At 62.7% G+C, this 19,265-nt stretch carries 17 protein-coding genes and 1 pseudogene; 10 read left to right on the top strand and 8 right to left on the bottom strand.

All coding sequences use genetic code 11. The features are described 5' to 3' along the window. Positions 1 to 546: 546 nt before the first annotated feature. The 4 genes from CWC48_RS29640 to CWC48_RS29625 are packed head-to-tail and all read right to left on the bottom strand — an operon-like array spanning position 547 to position 5,176. A complete protein-coding gene (locus CWC48_RS29640) occupies positions 547 to 1,794 on the bottom strand; it encodes an efflux RND transporter periplasmic adaptor subunit (RefSeq protein WP_100491081.1) in 1,248 nt (415 codons plus the stop codon). After that, a complete protein-coding gene (locus tag CWC48_RS29635; RefSeq protein WP_100491080.1) occupies positions 1,784 to 3,262 on the bottom strand; it encodes a TolC family protein in 1,479 nt (492 codons plus the stop codon). Before CWC48_RS29635 ends, CWC48_RS29640 begins: the two co-directional genes overlap by 11 nt. After that, the gene (locus tag CWC48_RS29630) at positions 3,255 to 4,472 is read right to left on the bottom strand and encodes an ABC transporter permease (RefSeq protein WP_100491079.1); all 1,218 of its coding nucleotides are present in this window, start codon (positions 4,470 to 4,472) and stop codon (positions 3,255 to 3,257) included. The genes CWC48_RS29635 and CWC48_RS29630 overlap by 8 nt, the downstream gene beginning before the upstream one ends. Further along, on the bottom strand, positions 4,469 to 5,176 hold the full coding sequence (locus tag CWC48_RS29625) for an ABC transporter ATP-binding protein (protein ID WP_100491078.1): 708 nt from the start codon (positions 5,174 to 5,176) through the stop codon (positions 4,469 to 4,471). Before CWC48_RS29625 ends, CWC48_RS29630 begins: the two co-directional genes overlap by 4 nt. Positions 5,177 to 5,532: 356 nt before the next feature. On the opposite strand from CWC48_RS29625, the gene CWC48_RS29620 reads away from it, so the two are divergent. Then, positions 5,533 to 6,288 carry a TetR/AcrR family transcriptional regulator gene (locus CWC48_RS29620; RefSeq protein ID WP_078047836.1) on the top strand — a complete coding sequence of 252 codons (756 nt, stop codon included), beginning with the start codon at positions 5,533 to 5,535 and terminating at the stop codon, positions 6,286 to 6,288. Between the two features lie 219 nt (positions 6,289 to 6,507). On the opposite strand, the gene CWC48_RS29615 is transcribed toward CWC48_RS29620, so the two are convergent. Beyond that, positions 6,508 to 7,569, bottom strand: coding sequence for an FUSC family protein (locus CWC48_RS29615; RefSeq protein WP_078050896.1), 1,062 nt, complete (start codon positions 7,567 to 7,569; stop codon positions 6,508 to 6,510). Positions 7,570 to 7,725: 156 nt separating this feature from the next. Then, on the bottom strand, positions 7,726 to 9,342 hold the full coding sequence (locus CWC48_RS29610; protein WP_100491077.1) for an NADP-dependent glyceraldehyde-3-phosphate dehydrogenase: 1,617 nt from the start codon (positions 9,340 to 9,342) through the stop codon (positions 7,726 to 7,728). A gap of 138 nt (positions 9,343 to 9,480) precedes the next feature. Between CWC48_RS29610 and CWC48_RS29605 the strand changes: the two are divergent. After that, a pseudogene (locus tag CWC48_RS29605) lies at positions 9,481 to 10,349 on the top strand (Dyp-type peroxidase). Positions 10,350 to 10,510: 161 nt separating this feature from the next. Here CWC48_RS29605 and CWC48_RS29600 read toward each other — a convergent pair. Further along, positions 10,511 to 10,972 carry a winged helix-turn-helix domain-containing protein gene (locus CWC48_RS29600; protein ID WP_100492483.1) on the bottom strand — a complete coding sequence of 154 codons (462 nt, stop codon included), beginning with the start codon at positions 10,970 to 10,972 and terminating at the stop codon, positions 10,511 to 10,513. 605 nt (positions 10,973 to 11,577) lie between these two features. On the opposite strand from CWC48_RS29600, the gene CWC48_RS30445 reads away from it, so the two are divergent. The 7 genes from CWC48_RS30445 to CWC48_RS29570 all read left to right on the top strand — a co-directional run bounded on the left by CWC48_RS30445 (position 11,578) and on the right by CWC48_RS29570 (position 17,231). Further along, a complete protein-coding gene (locus tag CWC48_RS30445; RefSeq protein ID WP_016969018.1) occupies positions 11,578 to 11,739 on the top strand; it encodes a hypothetical protein in 162 nt (53 codons plus the stop codon). Positions 11,740 to 11,842: 103 nt separating this feature from the next. Then, the gene (locus tag CWC48_RS29595; protein ID WP_100491075.1) at positions 11,843 to 12,727 is read left to right on the top strand and encodes an FHA domain-containing protein; all 885 of its coding nucleotides are present in this window, start codon (positions 11,843 to 11,845) and stop codon (positions 12,725 to 12,727) included. Between the two features lie 8 nt (positions 12,728 to 12,735). After that, a complete protein-coding gene (locus tag CWC48_RS29590; RefSeq protein WP_099493871.1) occupies positions 12,736 to 13,092 on the top strand; it encodes a hypothetical protein in 357 nt (118 codons plus the stop codon). Then, entirely contained in the window at positions 13,092 to 13,427 is a 336-nt protein-coding gene (locus CWC48_RS29585) for a lipopolysaccharide assembly protein LapB (protein WP_100491074.1), read from the top strand. Before CWC48_RS29590 ends, CWC48_RS29585 begins: the two co-directional genes overlap by 1 nt. Continuing rightward, positions 13,424 to 15,559 (top strand): type III secretion system export apparatus subunit SctV, encoded by a 2,136-nt coding sequence (sctV, locus tag CWC48_RS29580; RefSeq protein ID WP_100491073.1) that lies wholly within the window; start codon positions 13,424 to 13,426, stop codon positions 15,557 to 15,559. The genes CWC48_RS29585 and sctV overlap by 4 nt, the downstream gene beginning before the upstream one ends. Then, the gene (locus tag CWC48_RS29575; RefSeq protein WP_078047843.1) at positions 15,556 to 16,836 is read left to right on the top strand and encodes a type II and III secretion system protein family protein; all 1,281 of its coding nucleotides are present in this window, start codon (positions 15,556 to 15,558) and stop codon (positions 16,834 to 16,836) included. The genes sctV and CWC48_RS29575 overlap by 4 nt, the downstream gene beginning before the upstream one ends. A 14-nt stretch (positions 16,837 to 16,850) precedes the next feature. Continuing rightward, positions 16,851 to 17,231 (top strand): hypothetical protein, encoded by a 381-nt coding sequence (locus CWC48_RS29570; protein WP_078047844.1) that lies wholly within the window; start codon positions 16,851 to 16,853, stop codon positions 17,229 to 17,231. Between the two features lie 656 nt (positions 17,232 to 17,887). Here CWC48_RS29570 and CWC48_RS29560 read toward each other — a convergent pair. Then, the gene (locus CWC48_RS29560; protein WP_100491071.1) at positions 17,888 to 18,652 is read right to left on the bottom strand and encodes a tetratricopeptide repeat protein; all 765 of its coding nucleotides are present in this window, start codon (positions 18,650 to 18,652) and stop codon (positions 17,888 to 17,890) included. A 48-nt stretch (positions 18,653 to 18,700) separates the two neighbouring features. Between CWC48_RS29560 and CWC48_RS29555 the strand changes: the two genes are divergently transcribed. Next, complete coding sequence (locus CWC48_RS29555) at positions 18,701 to 19,264, top strand: type III secretion protein (RefSeq protein WP_100492482.1); 564 nt, start codon at positions 18,701 to 18,703, stop codon at positions 19,262 to 19,264. Position 19,265: the final 1 nt, after the last annotated feature.

Below are 19,265 nucleotides of genomic sequence, written 5' to 3'. Positions count from 1 at the left end.
TTAGAGAGTGGTGGCTGCCAGGCCGCTTTCGCAGGCAAGCCAGCTCCCACATTTGGATCGCGGGGCAACAGTTGGAGAGTGGTGGCTGTCAGGCCGCCTTCGCAGGCAAGCCAGCTCCCACATTTGGATCGCGGGGTGACAGTTAGAGAGTGGTCGGCTGTTAGGCCGCTTTCGCAGGCAAGCCAGCTCCCACATTTGGAGCGTGGGGTGGCAGTTAGAGAGTGGTGGCTGCCAGGCCGCTTTCGCAGGCAAGCCAGCTCCCACATTTGGATCGCGGGGCAACAGTTGGAGAGTGGTGGCTGTCAGGCCGCCTTCGCAGGCAAGCCAGCTCCCACATTTGGATCGGGGGGTGACAGTTAGAGAGTGGTCGGCTGTTAGGCCGCTTTCGCAGGCAAGCCAGCTCCCACATTTGGATCGCGGGGCAACAGTTGGAGAGTGGTGGCTGCCAGGCCGTCTTTGCAGGCAAGCCAGCTCCCACATTTGGATCGCGGGGCAACAGTTGGAGAGTGGTCGGCTGTCAGGCCGTCATTTCCAGCAAGCCGGCTCCTACAAGGGATTTGTCTTCACGAAACCCGGTTTAAGGCCGAACACCTCCACGCCTTGGGCCGTCGCTTGCCCCGTGGTCACCTTCACCCGCTCCACCGGCTTATCCATCGCCTCGCGGTATTCGACCGTCTTATCCGCCCGAATTGCCTGGCTCGGAATCACAATCGCCTGCGCATTGTTGTACGTCACAATGGTCAACCGCGCGCTCATCCCCAGCCGTACCCGCTGCAACTGCTGCGGCGTGAGCCTGGGGATCGACAAGGTCACTGGAAACTGCGCGCTGCCCTGGCTGTCACTGGCAATCGCCAAGCCACTCACCACGCTCACCGAACCGGTCAGCCGCTCGCCATCAAAACCATCCCCCAGCACTTCCACGGCCTGGCCCTGGTGCAGCTGGTTAATATCCAGCTCCGACACCTTGGCGACGATTTTCAGCCGTTCGATATTGGCCAGGCCGAACAGTACCTGACCCTGGCTGACCTTGCTGCCGGCCTGCACCGGGGCATTGTTGTTGCCGCCGCCCTGGGGTGACGTATTGCCGGGCGGCGGCACCACGATCCCGGAGAATGGCGCCTTCACGTCCTGGCCTTCGAGCAACCTGTGCAGGGCGTCGTATTTCACCGTGGCGTTGGTCAACTCCATATCGGCGATCTGGCGGTATTCGCCCTTGCCCTGGTCGATGGCCTGCTGCAGTTCGCTGCGGGCGGAGGCAAGGTCGAGCTGTTGCTGCTGGGTCTGTTGCTTGAGGTCGTCCAGTTCATTGCGCGGGATGATGCCGCGCTTGAACAGGTTTTCGCTTTCGGTGAGTTTGCGCTGGGTGTTGCCAGCGGTCATTTCAGCCGTGCGCAGGCTGCGGCGGGCGCGGCTGACAGCGGGGCTGCTGTCCCAGTCCTGCATCTCTTGCACGGTGCGCCGGGCCTTGAGCTGGGTGGAGAGGGCGTCACGCAGTTGCACCTCCAGGGTCGCCGGGTCCATGCGCAACAGTACCTGGCCGGCTTCGACGCGCTGGCCTTGCTCCACCAGGTTGGCTTGCACATTGCCGTCAAAGGGGGCAGTGAGGGTGATGGTGGTGTCGGGCTCGATCTTGCCCACCAGGCCGATCTGGTGCACCAGCGCGTCGGGCTTGACGGCCAGCCACTGATCGGTGGCGCTGGCCGGGTCTGAAGCCGGGCTGCGCAGGGCCAGGCCTGCACCGCCCAGTAGCACGATCAACACAGCACCCAGCAGGCGTTTCTGATTAGTAGTCATTGAGGGCGATTTCCCAACTTTCCAGCGTCATGCCCAGGGTCAAGTCGAGCTGGGTCTGGGCGTTCAAATAAGCAATCAGCGCATTGAGCTGCGCGTTTTCGGCGTTGCGCAGGTCGGTCTCGTAGCTCAGCACCTGGAAGTTGGTGGAGCGCCCGGCACTGAGTTTTTCCCGCTCGATCTCGATCTTGCGCCGCGACAGTTCCACCGCCCGCTGGGAGATTTCATATTGGCGCCAGCGGGTGCCGAGGTCGCGCACCACGTCGTTGACGCTGCGTTCCAGTTCCTGGCGCGCGTCGGTGATGCGGATCTCCTGGTCCTCCACATTCACCCGCGCGCGCACTTCGGCCTGGCGCGTGCTGATATCGCCGATGGGAATTTGCACCTGCACCCCAGCGTAGCTGTCCCAGGTGCGATTGTTGGAGCGGCCGGCATCGTTGTCGTAGGCGTCACGTACCTGGTTGGCGCCGGCCACCAGGTCCACCTGCCAGCGGCCGGAGTCCTTGGCGATCACCAGGTTAAGGTCAGCCTGCTGGCTGCCGAGCAAGGCGGCGAGATACTCCGGTTGCTGGGTCTGCGCGAGGTTGAAGGCCTGGCGCTTGTCGATCTGCATGGGCCTGGCCTCCAGGGCTTCGGTGGCGCGGATCGGCGTGGACAGGTCCAGGGCCAGCAGGCGCAGCAGGGCCAGGCGGCTGGTGTCCAGTTGGTTCTGCGCTTCTTCGACACCCAGTTGCTGGGTGGCGATATCGGCTTCGGTCTGGACGATTTCGAATTCGGCCATGCGCCCGGCACTGATCAGCGCCTTGTTCACTTCCAACAAGGTGCCGGAACGCTTGAGGGCATCCTGCACGATGCTCAGTTGCTCCTGGGCGCGCAGCAGTTCGCGGTAGGTGGCGATGATCTGGCTGATGGTCTGTGCCACGGTGGCCTTGAGGTTCAGGCGGTTGGCCTGCTCCGACAGCCGCGACAGGCGCAGCGGCGCGGTGGTGGCATCCCAGCCGGCACCGCGCAGCAGCGGTTGGATGATAGCCAGGTCCAGGCCGTCGCTGCGGTAGCGGCCGGCGCGGTCGGCGGTGTTCAGTTGCTGGGTCCAGGCCATGCTCAGGCGCGTGCCGTACTCGCTAAGCAGGCTGGTGGCCGGCGCCACGTTGGCATTGCGCGCGTTGTCGGCGGAGCCACGGGTGCTGCGGTAGTAACTGTTGAGGGTGAGCTTGGGGTTGAACACATCTTCGGCCACGCGCAGGTCGAATTTCTGCGCCACCCGTTGCAGGTACGCGCTGCGGATCGCCGGGTTGTTGCGCAGGCCCAGGTACACCGCATCGCCGAGCGTCAGGGTGGTGACCTGGGCATTCAGCGAGACACTGCGGTCGTAGCCGCTGCGCGTGGTGCTCGGCGCCGACGGTTTGATCACCACGTCGGCGGCCATGCCCGGTAGGCTGACCAGCGCAAGCCACAGCAGCCACCTATTCATCGCGCAGGGCCTCCACCGGCTGCAGCCGTGAGGCCGAGACCGCCGGGTAAATGCCGAAGAACAGCCCGACCAGCAACGTACTGCCCACCCCCAGCGGCAAGGCGGCGACGGCCAGGGCAAACTCCCAGCCCGACAGCCAGGCATACAGCCAGGCGGCGGTCATGCCCAGGACCGCGCCGCACAGTGCGCCAACGGCGGTGAGGGTCACGGCTTCGAGCAGGAACAGGTTGCGGATATCCCGCTGGCGCGCGCCCAGTGCCATGCGGATACCGATCTCGCGACGCCGCTCCGACACGTTCATCAGCATCACGTTCATCACCCCCACGCCGCCACCCACCAGGGAGATCGCGCCGAGGGCCAGCAGCAGATAGGCGAAGGTGCGACTTTGCCGGGTCATGCCGTCGATCATTTGCTGGGGCACCTGGATGTCTGCATCGTGTTCGGGAAGCTGAGGGCTCAAGGCGGCGGCTGCGTCCTTGGCAATTCGTTCCATGTCCTGGCCGGGTGTGGCGCGGATGATCACGTTGCCGATTTGCGGCGTGGCATAGATACGGCGCATGCCTTCGGCGGGGATGAACAGCGACTCGTTGGCCTGCACCGGCATCAGCATCGCTCGGGGCTGGTTGCGTAGGATGCCGACGATCAGGAACAGGTAGTCGTTGATGCGCACGCGGTCGCCCAGTTGCAGCGGGTCGCCTGGCGCTCCCAAGGCCTGGGCCAACTGATCGCCGATCACGCTGTAGGTCTCGTTGGCATCGAAGCTCGATAGGAAACGCCCCTGGTGCACCGCCAGGCGCATGGCGTCCTTGATGTCTGGCGTGCTGCCGACAAAGTTGGCGTTGACGGTCCGGCCATGAAACACGATAGGCCCGCTGAATAACGTGAGGGCGCCGATATGGGCAATGCCCGGCACGGTCTGGCGTACCGCGTCCAGATCGAGGCGAGCGGGCATCGGGGCACTGCTGCCGCCTTTGGGCGGGAACTGGGCGATCAGGGTGTCGGTGCCCATGTCCTTGAAGATCATCGCGGCATCCACCGCCGCGTTGTGGCCGATATTGATCAGCGCCACCACCGACGAACTGCCGATCACGATCCCCAGCAATGCCAGGATCGAGCGCTTGCCCAGGGTGCGCAGGCTGATGAATGCTTCATGCAGCAGTTGGCTGAGGCTCTGTTCGACCCGCAGGCGGTTGTTTACCTGCTGGGTCATAGGCAACCGGCCTCTTGCACCACACCGTTGCGCACCAGGATCTTGCGTTCCAGGCGCTCGGCAATGTGCGGGTCGTGGGTGACGATGATCAGCGTGACCTGTTGCTCGCGGTTCAGCCCCAGCAACAGGTCCATGATCTCCTGGGCCGTGGTGCTGTCGAGGTTACCGGTGGGCTCATCCGCAAGGATGACCGAGGGCTTGCCCACCAATGCCCGCGCGATGGCCACGCGTTGGCGTTGGCCACCAGAGAGATCGGCGGGGCGATGGTGGGCGCGGTCGCCCAGGCCGACTTGCTCAAGCATGCGCAAGGCCTGTTCCACGGATTCATGCCGCGATACGCCGCGATAGCTCAAGGGCAGGGCGACGTTATCCAAGGCGCTGAGGCGTGGCAGCAGGTTGAAACTCTGGAACACGAAGCCGATTTGCTGGTTGCGGATCGCCGCCAGTTGGTCGGGCGTGGCATTGAAAATATCGTGGCCGGCAAAGTGGTACTGGCCGCAGTTGGGCAGGTCGAGCAGGCCAAGGATATTGAGCAGGGTACTTTTGCCGGACCCGGACGCGCCGAGGATGCCGCAGCTGTCGCCGCTGGCGATGGACAGGCAGACATCATTAAGAATGGACAGGTGTTGCCCGGCCAGCTGATAGCTTTTGCCGATGCCTTGCAGTGAAATCAAGCCTGGGTGCGCGGGGGTATCTGTCATCATGACTACGCCTTCAGTCTCGACGGTGCCGTGCTGCCCCGGAAAAGCCTTTTTACAATTTCGGGAGCCACCTGGTAAGCGTCACGGACTGGTTTTATTTCTTGTTTTTAAAATATTGTTTGAATACTAACCGTGTTCCAGCGCCTTCGCCAGCCATGGATATAGAGCGGTTTCATCCTTTGAAACGATTTCTTCAACGCGCCAGCAGGCCACTCACAAACCTTTCGACTAGCCTCAGCGCGCCCGGCTGCAAAGGCTTTCGATCATATGGCGGTGTGTCACTACTTGCTTTCGGACGAAGGCCCCGGTATAAAAAATCAAATTATTTTTTAAAACAATATTTCCCACGTGGAACTTCTATGGTCGCGAAGAAAGTCAGCGCTCCAAACATTACCAAGACTCGACTGCTGGATGCGACAGAGGCTCTCTTCATAAAGTACGGATACGACGCGGTTTTGTTGCGGCAGATTACCGAGCGTGCCCAGGTCAACCTGGCGGCGGTGAACTACCACTTCGGGGACAAGGATTCCCTGATGCAAACCCTGCTCAAGCAGCGCCTGGAGCCGCTCAACGAGCAGCGCCTGGAACTGTTGGCCCGCTGCGAGGCGGAGTCCGATGGCCCGTTGGACTGCGACACCTTGCTTGGCGTGCTGTTCGCCCCGGCCATGGGCCTGGAGCGCAGCGACCCGGCCAGCGCCAGTGGGGAAGGGCGCTCGTTCATCCGTTTCCTGGGGCGGGTGTACAGCGACACCTCGCCGTTTATCCAGGAATACCTCAAGGTGCATTACCAGCCGGTGTTCCAGCGCTTCTTCGAAGCCTTCGCCCTGGCCCTGCCGGACCTGCCGCGCAATGAACTGGGGGTGCGCCTGCAATTTGCCCTCAAGGCGATTTCCGGGGTGATGGCGGGCACTGAACTGCGCCTGCTGATGAACTCCATGAGCCTGGGCCGCCCGGCCACGGATGCCGAGGTGATGGCCAAGTTGATCACTCTGGTGTCGGCGGCGATTCGCGTGCCGCAGCAAAGCCCGGAAGCCGAAAACGCGCTGGCGAGGGTGCTGGATACCCAGCGGGCCATTCGCGAGCAGGCGGCACCTGCCAGCAAAGCCGCACGCTGATACCTGTAGGCGCCGGCTTGCCGACGCCTACAGCGACGGTGGGAGTGGCTGAGCGAAAATCAGGCAAAAAAAAGCCCGCTGGGGCGGCGGGCTTGATGTGCAACATTTGTAACGGATGAGGCTTCACCCTACGTCTCGGGATGTGAATAAAACGTGAAAAATATGTAAGAGAAAGTGTGAAAGTATTTTTCTTGGTAAAAACCCCAACGGCCCACCTTTCTAGATCTTCCAATGCCCGGCGCTTTTCGCCAGGCGCTGGCGCATCGCATCCACGTTTGCTGCCAGTTGCACCGTCAACAACCGGTATCCGTCCAGCGCGCTGTACACCGGCGCATCCAGCGTAGGTTCGGTGCCGTTGATGTGACTGGGCCGCTCCAACCGCTCCGTCACACCCGACTTCAACGCCCGTGCCATTCCCACCAGTTGCACGCGAATCTGCCGATGCTCGGCCCTCAACATCACTTGCATTCGCGCCATCGCCTGCTCATCCCGTGGATCGGGGCGGGTATTGCCAAGAATCTCCAGGGTGCTGATACACATGCGCAGGTGGCGCTGGATCGCGTCCAGCTCCGTCATCGAAATGCGTACTTCCTTGGACACCGACGGCATCAATGAGCGCAGTTGCAACATCGCCGCATTCAAGCGGTTGAGCAGTTTCAGGTGTTCGTCATCGGTGACCGACTGGCCATTGATGATCCGGCTGTAGATCGCCGCGCAGTCGCGCAAAGCGCTGGCCAGGTTGTAGCGCCACGAGTACACCGCGTACAGCGGCAGGGCGAAGGAGAAGGCCAGGGCCAGGACGATGCCGATCAGGATGTCGACGGTGCGCCACAGGCCGTCCGAGATCGGGTTGTCGCCGTGCCCGGCAACGATAAACACCGTGATCGCTGACAGCAGCGCGATGTAGCCGCCTTTGCCGATGGCGTGGTAGGAAAAGAACCCGCACACCGCCGACATCAACAGGTAGGTCAGGAACGGCTGGCCGAAGTAAGCCTGTTGCACCACCAGCAGCAAACCGACGCTGGCGCCGATCAAGGTACCGTAGGCGCGCTCCACGGCTTTCTTGCCGATATTGCCGTGGTGCTGCAACCCGCCTATCACGATCAACATGGTCACCGACGCCCACTCACCGTGGGGCAGGTTGATGCCGGTGGTCAGCAGGATCGTCGCCAGCAAACCGATGGACACGCGCACGGCGTGAATCAACTTGGCATGGCGATAGCGGCGGTAGGGGTCGAGCAAGGGGCGTAGCAGGCGCCGGGCAAACAGAGGTAGGTGCAGATTCATCGGTATTAAAGTGGCCTCGATTGTATGAATGTGCGCGATCAAATGTGGGAGCGGGCTTGCTCGCGAATACGGTGGGTCAGCCAATACATCCGCTGCTGGTACACCGCATTCGCGAGCAAGCCCGCTCCCACAATGTGTTTGGCGCCGTTCTTAGAAAATGTAGTCGGTGGTCAGGAAGCTCGAGTCACGGTTGCGCAGGATGTCGCTGACCAGCGCCTTGTTGCTTTCCTGGAACTTGGTCGCCACCAGCGTGCGGATCGAGAACACGCGCAACGCGTCATGTACCGACAGCGTGCCCTCGGCCGAGTTCTTGCGCCCGTTGAACGGAAAGGTGTCCGGGCCGCGCTGGCACTGGGCATTGATGTTGATACGCCCGACCTGGTTGGCGAAGGCGTCCACCAGGCGCCCGACTTCCACGGCGTTGGTGCCGAAGAGGCTCAGTTGCTGGCCAAAATCCGAGTCCAGCACGTACTCGATGACCGTCTCCAGGTCACGGTAAGGCACGATTGGCACCACCGGGCCGAATTGTTCCTCGTGGTACACGCGCATTTGCGGGTTCACCGGGTACAGCACCGCCGGGTAGAAGAACGACCCGCGGCTTTCACCACCGTGCTCATTCACCACCTTGGCACCGTGTTGCGCGGCATCGGCAACCAGGCTGTTGAGGTAATCGACCTTGCCCACTTCAGGCAATGGCGTCAGCGCCACACCGTCTTCCCACGGCATGCCGGGTTTGAGCGTGGCCACCTTCTTATTGAATTTGTCGATAAAGCTGTCGACGACGTCTTCATGCACGAACAGGATTTTCAACGCGGTGCAACGCTGGCCGTTGAACGACAAGGCGCCGGTGACTGCTTCACTGACCGCATTGTCGAGGTCCACCTCCGGCAGCACGATGCCGGGGTTTTTCGCATCCAGGCCCAGCGCCGCACGCAGGCGGTGTAGTTTCGGGTGCAGCTTTTTCAAATCGCTGGCGGCCTTGTTGGTGCCGATAAACGCAAAGATATCGATCTTGCCGCTGGCCATCAGCGCGCTGACGGTTTCGCGGCCGCTGCCGTAGATCACGTTGATCACCCCGGCCGGAAAGCTGTCGCGGAAGGCTTCCAGCAACGGTCGGATCAGCAGCACGCCGAGCTTGGCCGGCTTGAACACCACGGTGTTGCCCATGATCAGCGCCGGGATCAGCGTGGTGAAGGTTTCGTTCAGCGGGTAGTTGTAGGGGCCCATGCACAATGCCACGCCCAGCGGTACGCGGCGGATCTGGCCGAGCGTGTCCTGCTCCAGCTCGAAGCGGCTGGAGCGGCGGTCCAGCTCTTTGAGGGCATTGATGGTGTCGGTGATGTAGTCGCAGGTGCGGTCGAACTCTTTCTGCGAATCCTTGAGGTTCTTGCCGATCTCCCACATCAGCAACTTGACCACCGCATCGCGTTGCTCACGCATGCGCCGCAGGAACGCTTCGACATGTTGGATGCGATCGGCCACGCGCAGGGTCGGCCATTCACCCTGGCCACGGTCATAGGCGCGCACGGCGGCGTCGAGGGCGGTAAGAGCGGTGTCGGCATCCAGCAGCGGTGTGCTGCCGATGTGCACGCGCTCGTCGCCCAGTTGCACCGGGCTTTGCACTTTGGCCAAAGGGCCATTCCATACCCGCAACTGGCCGTCGACCAGGTAATCACGCTGTTCAATGGGCGTGCCGAGCTGGAACTGTTCGGGAATCGCTGCGGCGGAGGCGGGAAACAGCTGGGCGAGCAGGTTGCTGGTGGTCATGTCGCTACCCCTGGAATAGTTGCAAAACATGACTAGAGAGTCACCCAACAACAGGCTCTATGGCAAGGCTTGCGCGCTTTCTTGTTCGCTGCGCTGCGCCTGAAGGTTAAACTGCCCGGCTTTCTTGAAGGAGTTCACATGAGTCACTACCAGCCGGGCATTCTTGCCGCACCGGTGCCGTTGCAGGCACGCCATCTGTTTTTTGCCGTGGAGGCCCTGGCAGCCGTGCCCGCTGCGCTGGATGCGCTGGTGCCGTTGGCCGATTCGGCGGCAGTGGTCGGTTTTGGCGAGCCGCTGGTCAGCGCACTGGGCGCCCGCATTGATGGCCTGCGCACATTCCCCACGCTCAGCGGGCCGGGCGCGCATAACCCATCGACCCAGCAGGCCTTGTGGGTGTGGCTGCATGGCGAGGATCGCGGTGAATTGCTGTTGCGCAGCCGCGCCGTGGAAAAGGCCCTGGCCCCGGGCTTTCGCCTGGTGCAATCGACCGAAGGCTTTCGCTACAAGACCGGTTTTGACTTGACCGATTACGAAGACGGCACCGAAAACCCTCACGACGACGCCGCGGTTGAAGCCGCGTTGACCGACAGCGGCGCCAGCTTTGCCGCGATCCAGCAGTGGCAGCATGACCTGGATGGGTTTGCGGCGTTGCCTGCGCAAGAGCGCGATCACATTATTGGCCGCCGGCATGGTGATAATGAAGAGTTGGAGGATGCTCCCGAGTCGGCTCACACCAAGCGCACCGCGCAGGAGAGTTTCACGCCCGAAGCCTTCGTGGTCCGTCGCTCGATGCCGTGGGCCGAGAACGGCCAGGCCGGGTTGATGTTTCTTGCGTTCGGGCATTCGTTCGATGCGTTTGAAGCCCAGTTGCGGCGGATGAGTGGGTTGGAGGATGGGATTGTCGACGGGTTGTATCGCGTAAGTACGCCGTTGACGGGGGGTATTACTGGTGTCCGCCGATCAAGGATGGGCATTTGGATCTGAGCGCGGTTTTTGCCTCGGTGTAAGTCCAAACTTTCGCCGCGCTGTCAATTCAAACCGTAGGAGCCGGCTTGCCAGCGGCTCCTACAGGCGGTGGTGTAGTGGTGGGCTAGATCACGCCGCAGGCTACGCGCTCGCCGCCACCGCCCATCGACAGGGTTTGAGATCGGGGCCGAAGATCAGGCCATCATCTGTTCTGTATACCCATCTGTGCAAACAGCGGCACCCTCCCGGCGCCTCGGCAATGGCGGCAGGCATACACGCCCAACACCACCGGTTCTTTCACCAGCGCCTTTGGCGTGCGTTCGAACCAGGTCGGCGCGACAAAGCGATAACCCAACCCCGGCGCCGTGGCGATATAGAACGACTCATCGTCGCCCAGGGTGCGGCGCAGTGTTTTTATCTGCGTGCGCAGGTTGCATTCCTCCACCACCAGCTTAGGCCAGGCGATGTCGAGCAGTTCGGTTTTCTGCAGCAGTTCGCCGGGCCGTGAGGCGAGGGCGATCAGCAGGGTCAGGGCGCGGTTGCCCAGGTTCACCGGCTGACCATGCTTGAGCAGTTGATGGCGCTTGGGCATCAGTCGATAAGGGCCGAAGTGAATCTCTGTGCAACCGTCGTCTTCGAGGAGAGTTCTGGATGAATAATTCATGTCGGTCATAGATCACCTGGAAGTTTTTTCAGAGTAAGCCCGCCTGCACACGAGTCCTTTGGTTATTAGTGCAGTTGCACTAACAGGCGCGGGGGAAAGTTATTCGCCAAGCAAGTAGGCTGCTTGGGACGAGTTATCAAACGCGATGATTAAGTCGCTTCTGTTACAAATCGAAATATCTATAAAGTTTGGCAAAAGGCTATTAGCGAAAAATGTGAAGTCGTCGCGAAAATAAACGCCACGCCTTGCTTTGTCGGTCGTATTTATTACCTCTTGTTGTTCACTTTTGTTCGGGTGATGGCGTGTAAGTGCCCGTAAACAGCGGCCTGTAGCGTGTTTTTATTTTTTAATGAAAGTTCCATGCCTTGCCGGCGATGAGTTTTTCTCAACGCCAGGTTGAGCCAAACCTTTCACAGCGCCTGCGTGAGACGTTTCACAAGCTTTCACAGCGAAGGCGTTTTGATCGTGAGTAGTATGGATCCCATGCAAACCAACGGCGGTTCGAAGGCTCACTGTCTGACGTTTTGGGCATTCACCGGTTTGCATACTTTCAGCGTGCTGTTGCGCAACTGAAATAACTTCCCTATCGATGCAAGGAGATGAACATGGCTGATGTCCCACCAGTAAAAGCAGGCGGCGCCGACGACGCTATCGCGAAGATGGAAGCGACCTTCAACATGGCTATCGAGAAGTCGGCCAAGATCACCGAAATCAGCACCGCGAAAAAAGCGGAGCTCGACGCCACCAAACAGCGTCCGCAGAACTGATTCGCCAAACGGGCGGCGCCGGCGCTGCCCGTTTACCTCCCAAGTCCCGTTTTTATCCTGATTCTTGACCCCGTTGCACAGGCTCAAGGGGGCAAACCCGACTATGACAGCCCTGATTTCCCTGGGTCCGGTCGCCGCTACTGGCGCACCGACCCTGACGGTGACCGGCGGTTTGCATCAGGGCAGTTCCCTGGTGCTCGACCAGCCTGTCTACACCATCGGCGCCGACCTGGCGGCTGATTTGGTGCTCAGCGATCCCGGCATTGCCGGCCTGCATTTGCGCCTGCGTTTTGAGGGCGGCCAAGTGGCCGTCGAAGCGTTGGGCGGCGACGTACTGATCGCCGGCAATGTGCGAATCCCCCACGGCAGCGGCCATCGCGCGCGGTTGCCACTGCAGCTGCGTATTGGCACGGCGGGTGTGAGCCTGGCCTTGCCTGGCGGTGCTGAAAAACCGTCGGACGCGCCACGTAAATTGACCCCCTGGATTGTCGCGTTCGTCCTGCTGTTTATCTGTGCCGGTGCGCTGGCAGTGCGTAGCGAAGCGCCACTGCTGCCCGCAACCGCCGCCGCCGAGGTTGCGCCGGTGAAAAAAGCCTCCCGCGAGCAAGCCAAGGCCTGGTTGGAACAGCAACTGCAAGCCGCCCACCTGGACACCGTGAAGGTCAGCAACAGCAACGGCCAACTCAGCGCCACCGGCACCTTCGAACAGTCGCAAAAACCGCAGTGGCTGGCCTTGCAGCAAGCCTTCGACCAGCGTTACGGCCAGCAGATCGTGCTCAACCCGCGCGTCGCCGTGCGCGCCGATGCAGCCGCCCCGCGGGTGCGCTTCCAAGCCGTATGGTTCGGCCCCCACCCCTACGTGATCAACGACAGCGGCAAGCGCCTGTACCCCGGCGCGGCGCTGGCAGACAACTGGGTGCTGGAGCGCATCGAAAACAACCAAGTCATCCTCGCCCGTGGCGCGGAGCGCTTCACCTTCACCCTATGAGCTCACGCATGAAAGTCGAACCCCGCCCGCTCATCCCCAGTGACGTACGCAGCGCGCCAGTCGAAGCCGTGCGCCCGGTCAACTCGCGTCAGGCCACCGCGTTCGAAGCGGTGCTCAAGACCCGCAAGACCCAAACCCGCCGCTCCCTGCGCAGCGATCTGGAAGCACTCACCAGCGCCGCCGGCGTCGACTCGCTGCTGTTCGGCAGTGCCCGTTCCCTGGAACTGCTGGAGCACGTGATGGAACACATCCTGCCAAGCCTGGACGCCGAGTCCCACATCAAGGCGTTGGCCGTCGAACTGATCAGCGAAGAAATCGAGATGCGCCGCACCCTCGCACAGCAACGCTCGGAGGTACACGCCTGATGGCCCGCGATAACGACGACGCCGTGCAACTGCTCAAGGGCATTGGCGAACTGTACCGGCGCAACGGCCAGTCCCAGCGCGCCCTGGTGATGTTGCTGATCGCCGTCAACGTCGCGCCCAACGACGGCGTGCTGCTGCGCTCGCTGGTGCTGGCCTTCACCGACAGCGGCGACCCGGCCCGCGCCCTTGGCGCCCTGGACCGCTTGGTGGCGCTCGAAGGCGAGTCCGCCAGCCTGATGCTGCTACGCGCCCGTGCCCTGTGGTACGGCGAACGCAAGGACGAAGCGCGCCAATGCTTCAAGCGCTACCTGGCCGCACGCAGGGCCGGCGCATGAGTGCACTCAACCGCCTGAACAACCTGGCGCGCCTGGCTGCACAGCGCACTGACGTGATCATCGTCGCCTTTATGCTGATGGCGATTGTGATGATGATCATCCCACTGCCTACCTACCTGGTGGATGCGCTGATCGGCCTCAACATTGCCCTGAGCATCCTGATCCTGATCGTCGCGTTCTACATCGGCCATTCCGTGGAGTTTTCCGCGTTGCCGCCGCTGATCCTGCTCAGCACGCTGTTTCGTCTGTCCCTGTCGATCACCACCACGCGCTTGATCCTGCTGCATGGCGACGCCGGCCATATCGTCAAGGCCTTCGGCGACTTCGTGATCGCCGGCCAAGTGGTGGTGGGCATGGTGGTGTTCCTGATCATCACCGTGGCGCAGTTCGTGGTCATCACCAAGGGCGCCGAGCGTGTGGCGGAAGTGGCCGCGCGCTTCACCCTGGACGCAATGCCCGGCAAGCAAATGAGCATCGACAACGACCTGCGCAACGGCGATATCGACCAGCCCGAAGCACGCCGCCGCCGCTCGCGCCTGGAGCGTGAAAGCCAGATGTTCGGCGCGATGGACGGCGCGATGAAGTTTGTCAAAGGCGACGCCATCGCCGGTTTGGTGATCCTGGCCGTCAACCTGCTCGGCGGCATGCTGATCGGCATGATCGAGCGCGACATGCCATTCGGCGTGGCGGTGCACACCTACTCGTTGCTGACCGTGGGTGACGGCCTGATCGCCCAGATTCCGGCGCTGCTGATTTCCGTGGCGGCGGGCACCGTGGTCACCCGCGTCAACAGCGACGGCGAAGCCGGGGACCTGGGCAGCGAAATCATCAAGCAACTGGGCGCCAGCTACCGCGCGCTGGGCTTGACCGCGTTGATCATGATTGGCGTGAGCCTGTTGCCGGGTTTTCCGACCTGGGTGTTCCTCGGCTTGTCCCTGGTGTTTGGCGGCGCGGCATTCATGATGTATCGCCGGCATAACCGTCGGACTGATGAAGGTGAGGTGCTGGTCGAGGCACCGGAGCCAGCGGTCGAGGTGCACGCCGAGCTGGACGACAACCTGCCGCCTGATACCCGCGTAGTGCTGACCCTCGGCAGCGGCGTGTCCCAGAGCGCGCCGCGCCAGTTGCTGCGCCAGCGCGTCGAAGCGTTGTGCCACGACCTGCGCACCGACCTCGGCGTGGACGTGCCGGTGCCGGGCATCTACATGGAAGCCAAGGCCAGCCCAGGCAGTTTTCGCGTGTCCCTGGAGGGCGTGCCGGTGAGCGAAGGCGAATTGCCGATCAACTGCCTGCTGTTGCAGGACGACCCCGTGCACGTGCAGTTGCTCGACATCACCACGGTACAGGCCGATTCACCGCTCAATGGCCGCAGCGCCCACTGGATCGAGCGTCAGCATGAAGACACGTTGCGCAACGCCGGCATCGGTTTCCTGCTGCCCGACGAAGTCCTGCGCGGTGTGTTGGAACGCAGCCTGCGCCGCTACGCCGCCGACTTCCTCGGCATCCAGGAAACCCGCCTGTTACTGGAGCGCACCGAGGCGACGTACAGCGAACTGGTCAAGGAGGCCCTGCGCCTGGTGCCGCTGCAGCGGGTGGCTGAAACCCTGCGCTTGCTGGTCAGCGAAGGGGTGTCGATCCGCAACCAGCGCGCCTTGCTCGAAGCCATGGTGGAGTGGGGCGCCCGCGAAACCGACGCCGGGCGCCTGGCCGAACACTTGCGCGCGGCGTTGGCGCGGCAGATCAGCCATCAGTACGCCGACCGCAATCGGGTGATCGGCGCGCTGGTGCTGGCGCCAGGTCTGGAAGACCAGTTGCGCGGTTCCCTGCGTCGCCAGGAACCGCAGCGCGACCTGATCCCCGAAGAAGTCAGCCGCGCCTTGCTCGCCCAGCTGCGCCAGGCCTGCGAATACACCCGCGAGGTCAACAGCGCGGTGTTGCTGGTGCACCCGGAACTGCGCCGCAGCCTGCGTCGCCTGGTCTTGCGCGGTGAGTTGGAGCTGGCGGTGCTGTCGTTCCGCGAGCTGGCCACTGAGTACAACCTGCAAGCGCTGGTGACCATCAGCCTCACCGAGATTTCCAACCGCCGCGCGCCTGCCGCGGCTTCCGTCACTGCCCTGGCGTCTGCCTCATGATGCGTTTTTGCGTGCTGTTGCTGAGTGTTTTTGCGTGTGTGAGCCAGGCTCAGGAAATCGCTGCCGGCGCCGGTGGCTCGATCGCCCTGTCCTCGGGGGAGGGGCGCATTCTGCACTTTGTCGCGCCCGTGGATTCGGTGCTGGTGGCCGAACCGAATGTGGCCGACCTGCAAGTGGTGTCACCCGGCACGATCTATATCTTCGGCAAGGCACCGGGCAATACCAGCCTGATCGCCCTCGGCAGCGACGGCAAGCAACTGGCGAGCCTGACCCTGGCCGTCAGCAGTGGCAGCCAGGCGGTGACCACCCCCATGCAGGCCTTGCACCCCGGCAGTGGCGCGCAGGTCAGCGGCGCCGGCAACCGCTTGATCGCCAAGGGCACGCTGGGTTCGGTGGCGGAAGCGACGGACCTTAACGCGTTGCTCAACCCACAGGGCCAAGGCTTCCAGAGCGCGATCAACACCGCCGAGTACGCGGGGGCTGCCCAGGTAAACCTGCGGGTGCGGTTTGCCGAAGTGTCCCGCTCGGAGTTGCTGCACTACGGCGTGAACTGGAACGCGATGTTCAATAACGGCACCTTCTCGTTCGGCCTGATCACCGGTGGCCCGTTGGCAGCGGCGTCGGCGGGGGGCTTGGCGGCGGCGGGCGCCGGCTCGGGCAATGTGAATATCGACGGCATGCTCGACGCCTTGCAGGCCAACGGCGTGCTGCAGATTCTCGCCGAGCCGAATATCACCGCCATGACCGGCCAGACCGCCAGCTTCCTCGCGGGTGGCGAAGTGGCGATCCCGGTGCCGGTCAACCGTGACCTGGTGGGCATCGAATACAAGTCGTTCGGCGTGTCGCTGCTGTTCAATCCGACCCTGCTGCCCAACGGCCGCATCGCCCTGCAAGTACGCCCGGAAGTCAGCAGTGTGGTCAGCGGTGGCACCGTGGATTTCGGCAACTTCCATGTGCCGTCCTTCAGCGTCCGCCGCGCCGACACGCGGGTGGAAGTCGGCAGTGGGCAGACCTTCGCCATCGCCGGCCTGTTCCAGCGCGAAAGCAGCCAGGACATCGAGAAACTGCCGCTGCTGGGGGACCTGCCGATCCTCGGCAACCTGTTCCGCTCCAAGCGCTTCCAGCGCAATGAAACCGAGTTGGTGATCCTTATCACGCCCTATCTGGTTGAGCCGGTGCGCGGTCGCACCCTCGCCACGCCCCTGGACGCACAACCGGCTACCGCAGCGGCCACCGGACCGCGCAGCGGCGGGGCGTTCGGTTTCTACATGAATTGATCAGGGGGCCTGCCATGACTGCTTTGCGAGTGTTGATACTGTTGCCCCTGGCACTGATGGGTTGCCAGACCCATTTGGCGCCGACTTATTACTCGTCCGAATACCGCGCGGATGGCCTGCCGACCCAGTGTCAGCAACCGCCGGCCACCGACACCATCGGCCTGGGCGAAGACTTCAAGCCGACCCTGGCGTTGGGCTGCGCGAATAACTTGAACCTGATGCAGATGGTCGAGCGCAAGCAGGACCTGACCCAAGGCCGCCCGACCGGCCCGGCCATGGCCGCCCCCGTAGGCCGCGCCGCCCAGGTCTACATCGAAGGCTTCGACCGCGAACAGCTACAGCGCCGCAAAGACCAACAAGAAGCCAAGGCTGGCGCAGCGGGGGGCCAACAATGACCGCTTGTACGCTGATCCCATGCAGGAACTGGCTTGCCCGCGATAGCGGCCTCCCAGCCAACCCAAATCTACCTGACACCCCACATCCCAACTGTGGGAGCTGGCTCGCCCGCGATAGCGGCCTCCCAGCCAACCCAAATCTACCTGACACCCCACATTCCAAATGTGGGAGCTGGCTTGCCTGCGATGACGGCCTCCCAGCCAACCCAAATCTACCTGACACCCCACATCCCAACTGTGGGAGCTGGCTTGCCTGCGATAGCGGCCTCCCAGCCAACCCAAATCTACCTGACACCCCACATACCAACTGTGGGAGCTGGCTCGCCTGCGATGGCGGCCTCCCAACCAACCCAAATCTACCAGACAACCCACATTCCAAATGTGGGAGCGGGCTTGCTCGCGAAAGCTTTGTGTCTGGCGCTAGAGATTTTGGGCTGGAGTACGTATCCATTACTGCGGTAACGGCCGCTTATGGTTCCGCTCTTACAGTGGGTCACTTTTGGAAGGACCGGAAGCCGGCCCAGCCAAAAGTAACCAAAAGGTCCTCGCCCCACCACTCTGCACCTCGCCTAGGCTCGGCATGCCCTCACTTCGGCCAGCGTGGTTTTATGGAGCGCTTGAAATCAAAAGCAGATCAAAAGCAGTCTTGTGTTGTGTCAGTTGGGGGCTACCAACCCCAGCTCTTTTGCTTGCGCCACCGGGTCGCTGATGGCTTTGATGCGTTTCGCTTCCGCCACCAACCGCTCACGCTCGGCAGCGGGAATGTCATCCAGCGGCAGTGTGGCAACCCGCTGCTCATGACCGGCCAGCACCATCACCAACAGCACATTGCGTTGATGCCGAGGCAAGGCGCGGGGCGATTGGGTGACCGGGGCGATGGTGTCCAACGCCTGTTGCGACTGCCCACCCAGCGCGTACGCCAGGGCCAGGTTGCAACGGTTGTCGAGGTCGTCGGGCTTGAGGCTCAGGCTCTTGGCGAACGCGCCTTGCGCTGCACCGGCCTGGCCATTGAGGATCTGCGCGACACCCAGGCGGGTGTAGGCAACCGGCAAGTGGCTGATCTCGGCGGCCTGGCCCAGGGCGGTGACCGCACGCTGAGTCTTGCCCAACTGCAATTGCGCGGTACCCAGGCCGAACAGGGCGTCGGCATTGCGCGCGTCGAAACCCAGGGCCTGCTGGTAGGCACGCTCGGCGCCCGCCGCGTCCTTGGCGTCGAGCCTGGCCTGGCCGAGCTTGAGCCACAGCTCGATACCGGCGCCAGGTTGCTGCGCCGCACGCTCGTACAGCGCCGCCGCACTGGCATAGTCGCCGCGTTTGCTCAGGTCATCGGCCAGTTGCAAGGACTTGTCGGAATCGGTCGCGGGCTTGCTGGAGCAGGCGGCCAGCAACAGGGTACTGGCGAGCAGGAAATTCTTGGACATCGGCACAACTCGTCTGGCGAAGGCGGACGCCATGTAAGCATATTTTTGCTGGCTGTCCTATGCCTGTTCAGCAGCAGTTTGGCCCGCGCCGCCGAAGAGCCCGCATGGTTCTCCCAGCCGTACGCCTACGTGCTGGTCGACCAGGATGTACGCAGCGCCCTGGAAGAATTCGGCCACAACCTCGAGGTGCCGCTGGTGCTCTCCGACAAGGTCCGCGGCAAGGCCCGCAGCACCCTTCGCGCGGCCACCGCCGGGGAGTTCCTGCAGGCCCTGTGCAGCACCAACGGCCTCACCTGGTACTTCGACGGCAACCTGCTGTACCTCAACGCCAGCGATGAAATCAGCACCAAGCTGTTCAAGGCCAGCGCCCTGGACCTGGACCAGTTGCAAGCCTACCTCAACACCCTCGATGTGTTCGGCCAGCAGCTGTCCATGCGCAACGGCCCCGAGGGCGACGAAGTGTTCGTGTCCGGACCACCGCCGTACCTGGCGCTGGTGCAACAGCATGTCGACCACCTGCACCCCAAGGCCGTGGCCGCCCCGGTGGCGCGCGAGCGGGGCGTGCGGGTGTTCCGTGGCGCCCAAGTCAGTACCGAAACCCCAACCCAGTAAA

It is taken from the genome of Pseudomonas sp. S10E 269, from assembly GCF_002798465.1.
Classification (GTDB): Bacteria; Pseudomonadota; Gammaproteobacteria; order Pseudomonadales; family Pseudomonadaceae; genus Aquipseudomonas; species Aquipseudomonas pergaminensis.
This window is presented reverse-complemented; position numbering and strand designations above follow the sequence as displayed.

Excerpts from the sequence above, each read along its gene's own strand:
- CWC48_RS29635 (WP_100491080.1), bottom strand. The coding sequence starts at position 3,262 with ATGAATAGGTGGCTGCTGTGGCTTGCGCTGGTCAGCCTACCGGGCATG.
- CWC48_RS29620 (WP_078047836.1), top strand. The coding sequence starts at position 5,533 with ATGGTCGCGAAGAAAGTCAGCGCTCCAAACATTACCAAGACTCGACTG.
- CWC48_RS29575 (WP_078047843.1), top strand. The coding sequence starts at position 15,556 with ATGATGCGTTTTTGCGTGCTGTTGCTGAGTGTTTTTGCGTGTGTGAGC.
- CWC48_RS30445 (WP_016969018.1), top strand. The coding sequence starts at position 11,578 with ATGGCTGATGTCCCACCAGTAAAAGCAGGCGGCGCCGACGACGCTATC.
- CWC48_RS29560 (WP_100491071.1), bottom strand. The coding sequence starts at position 18,652 with ATGTCCAAGAATTTCCTGCTCGCCAGTACCCTGTTGCTGGCCGCCTGC.
- CWC48_RS29595 (WP_100491075.1), top strand. The coding sequence starts at position 11,843 with ATGACAGCCCTGATTTCCCTGGGTCCGGTCGCCGCTACTGGCGCACCG.
- CWC48_RS29630 (WP_100491079.1), bottom strand. The coding sequence starts at position 4,472 with ATGACCCAGCAGGTAAACAACCGCCTGCGGGTCGAACAGAGCCTCAGC.
- CWC48_RS29625 (WP_100491078.1), bottom strand. The coding sequence starts at position 5,176 with ATGATGACAGATACCCCCGCGCACCCAGGCTTGATTTCACTGCAAGGC.
- CWC48_RS29600 (WP_100492483.1), bottom strand. The coding sequence starts at position 10,972 with ATGAATTATTCATCCAGAACTCTCCTCGAAGACGACGGTTGCACAGAG.
- CWC48_RS29640 (WP_100491081.1), bottom strand. The coding sequence starts at position 1,794 with ATGACTACTAATCAGAAACGCCTGCTGGGTGCTGTGTTGATCGTGCTA.
- CWC48_RS29610 (WP_100491077.1), bottom strand. The coding sequence starts at position 9,342 with ATGACCACCAGCAACCTGCTCGCCCAGCTGTTTCCCGCCTCCGCCGCA.
- CWC48_RS29590 (WP_099493871.1), top strand. The coding sequence starts at position 12,736 with ATGAAAGTCGAACCCCGCCCGCTCATCCCCAGTGACGTACGCAGCGCG.
- CWC48_RS29570 (WP_078047844.1), top strand. The coding sequence starts at position 16,851 with ATGACTGCTTTGCGAGTGTTGATACTGTTGCCCCTGGCACTGATGGGT.
- CWC48_RS29585 (WP_100491074.1), top strand. The coding sequence starts at position 13,092 with ATGGCCCGCGATAACGACGACGCCGTGCAACTGCTCAAGGGCATTGGC.
- sctV (WP_100491073.1), top strand. The coding sequence starts at position 13,424 with ATGAGTGCACTCAACCGCCTGAACAACCTGGCGCGCCTGGCTGCACAG.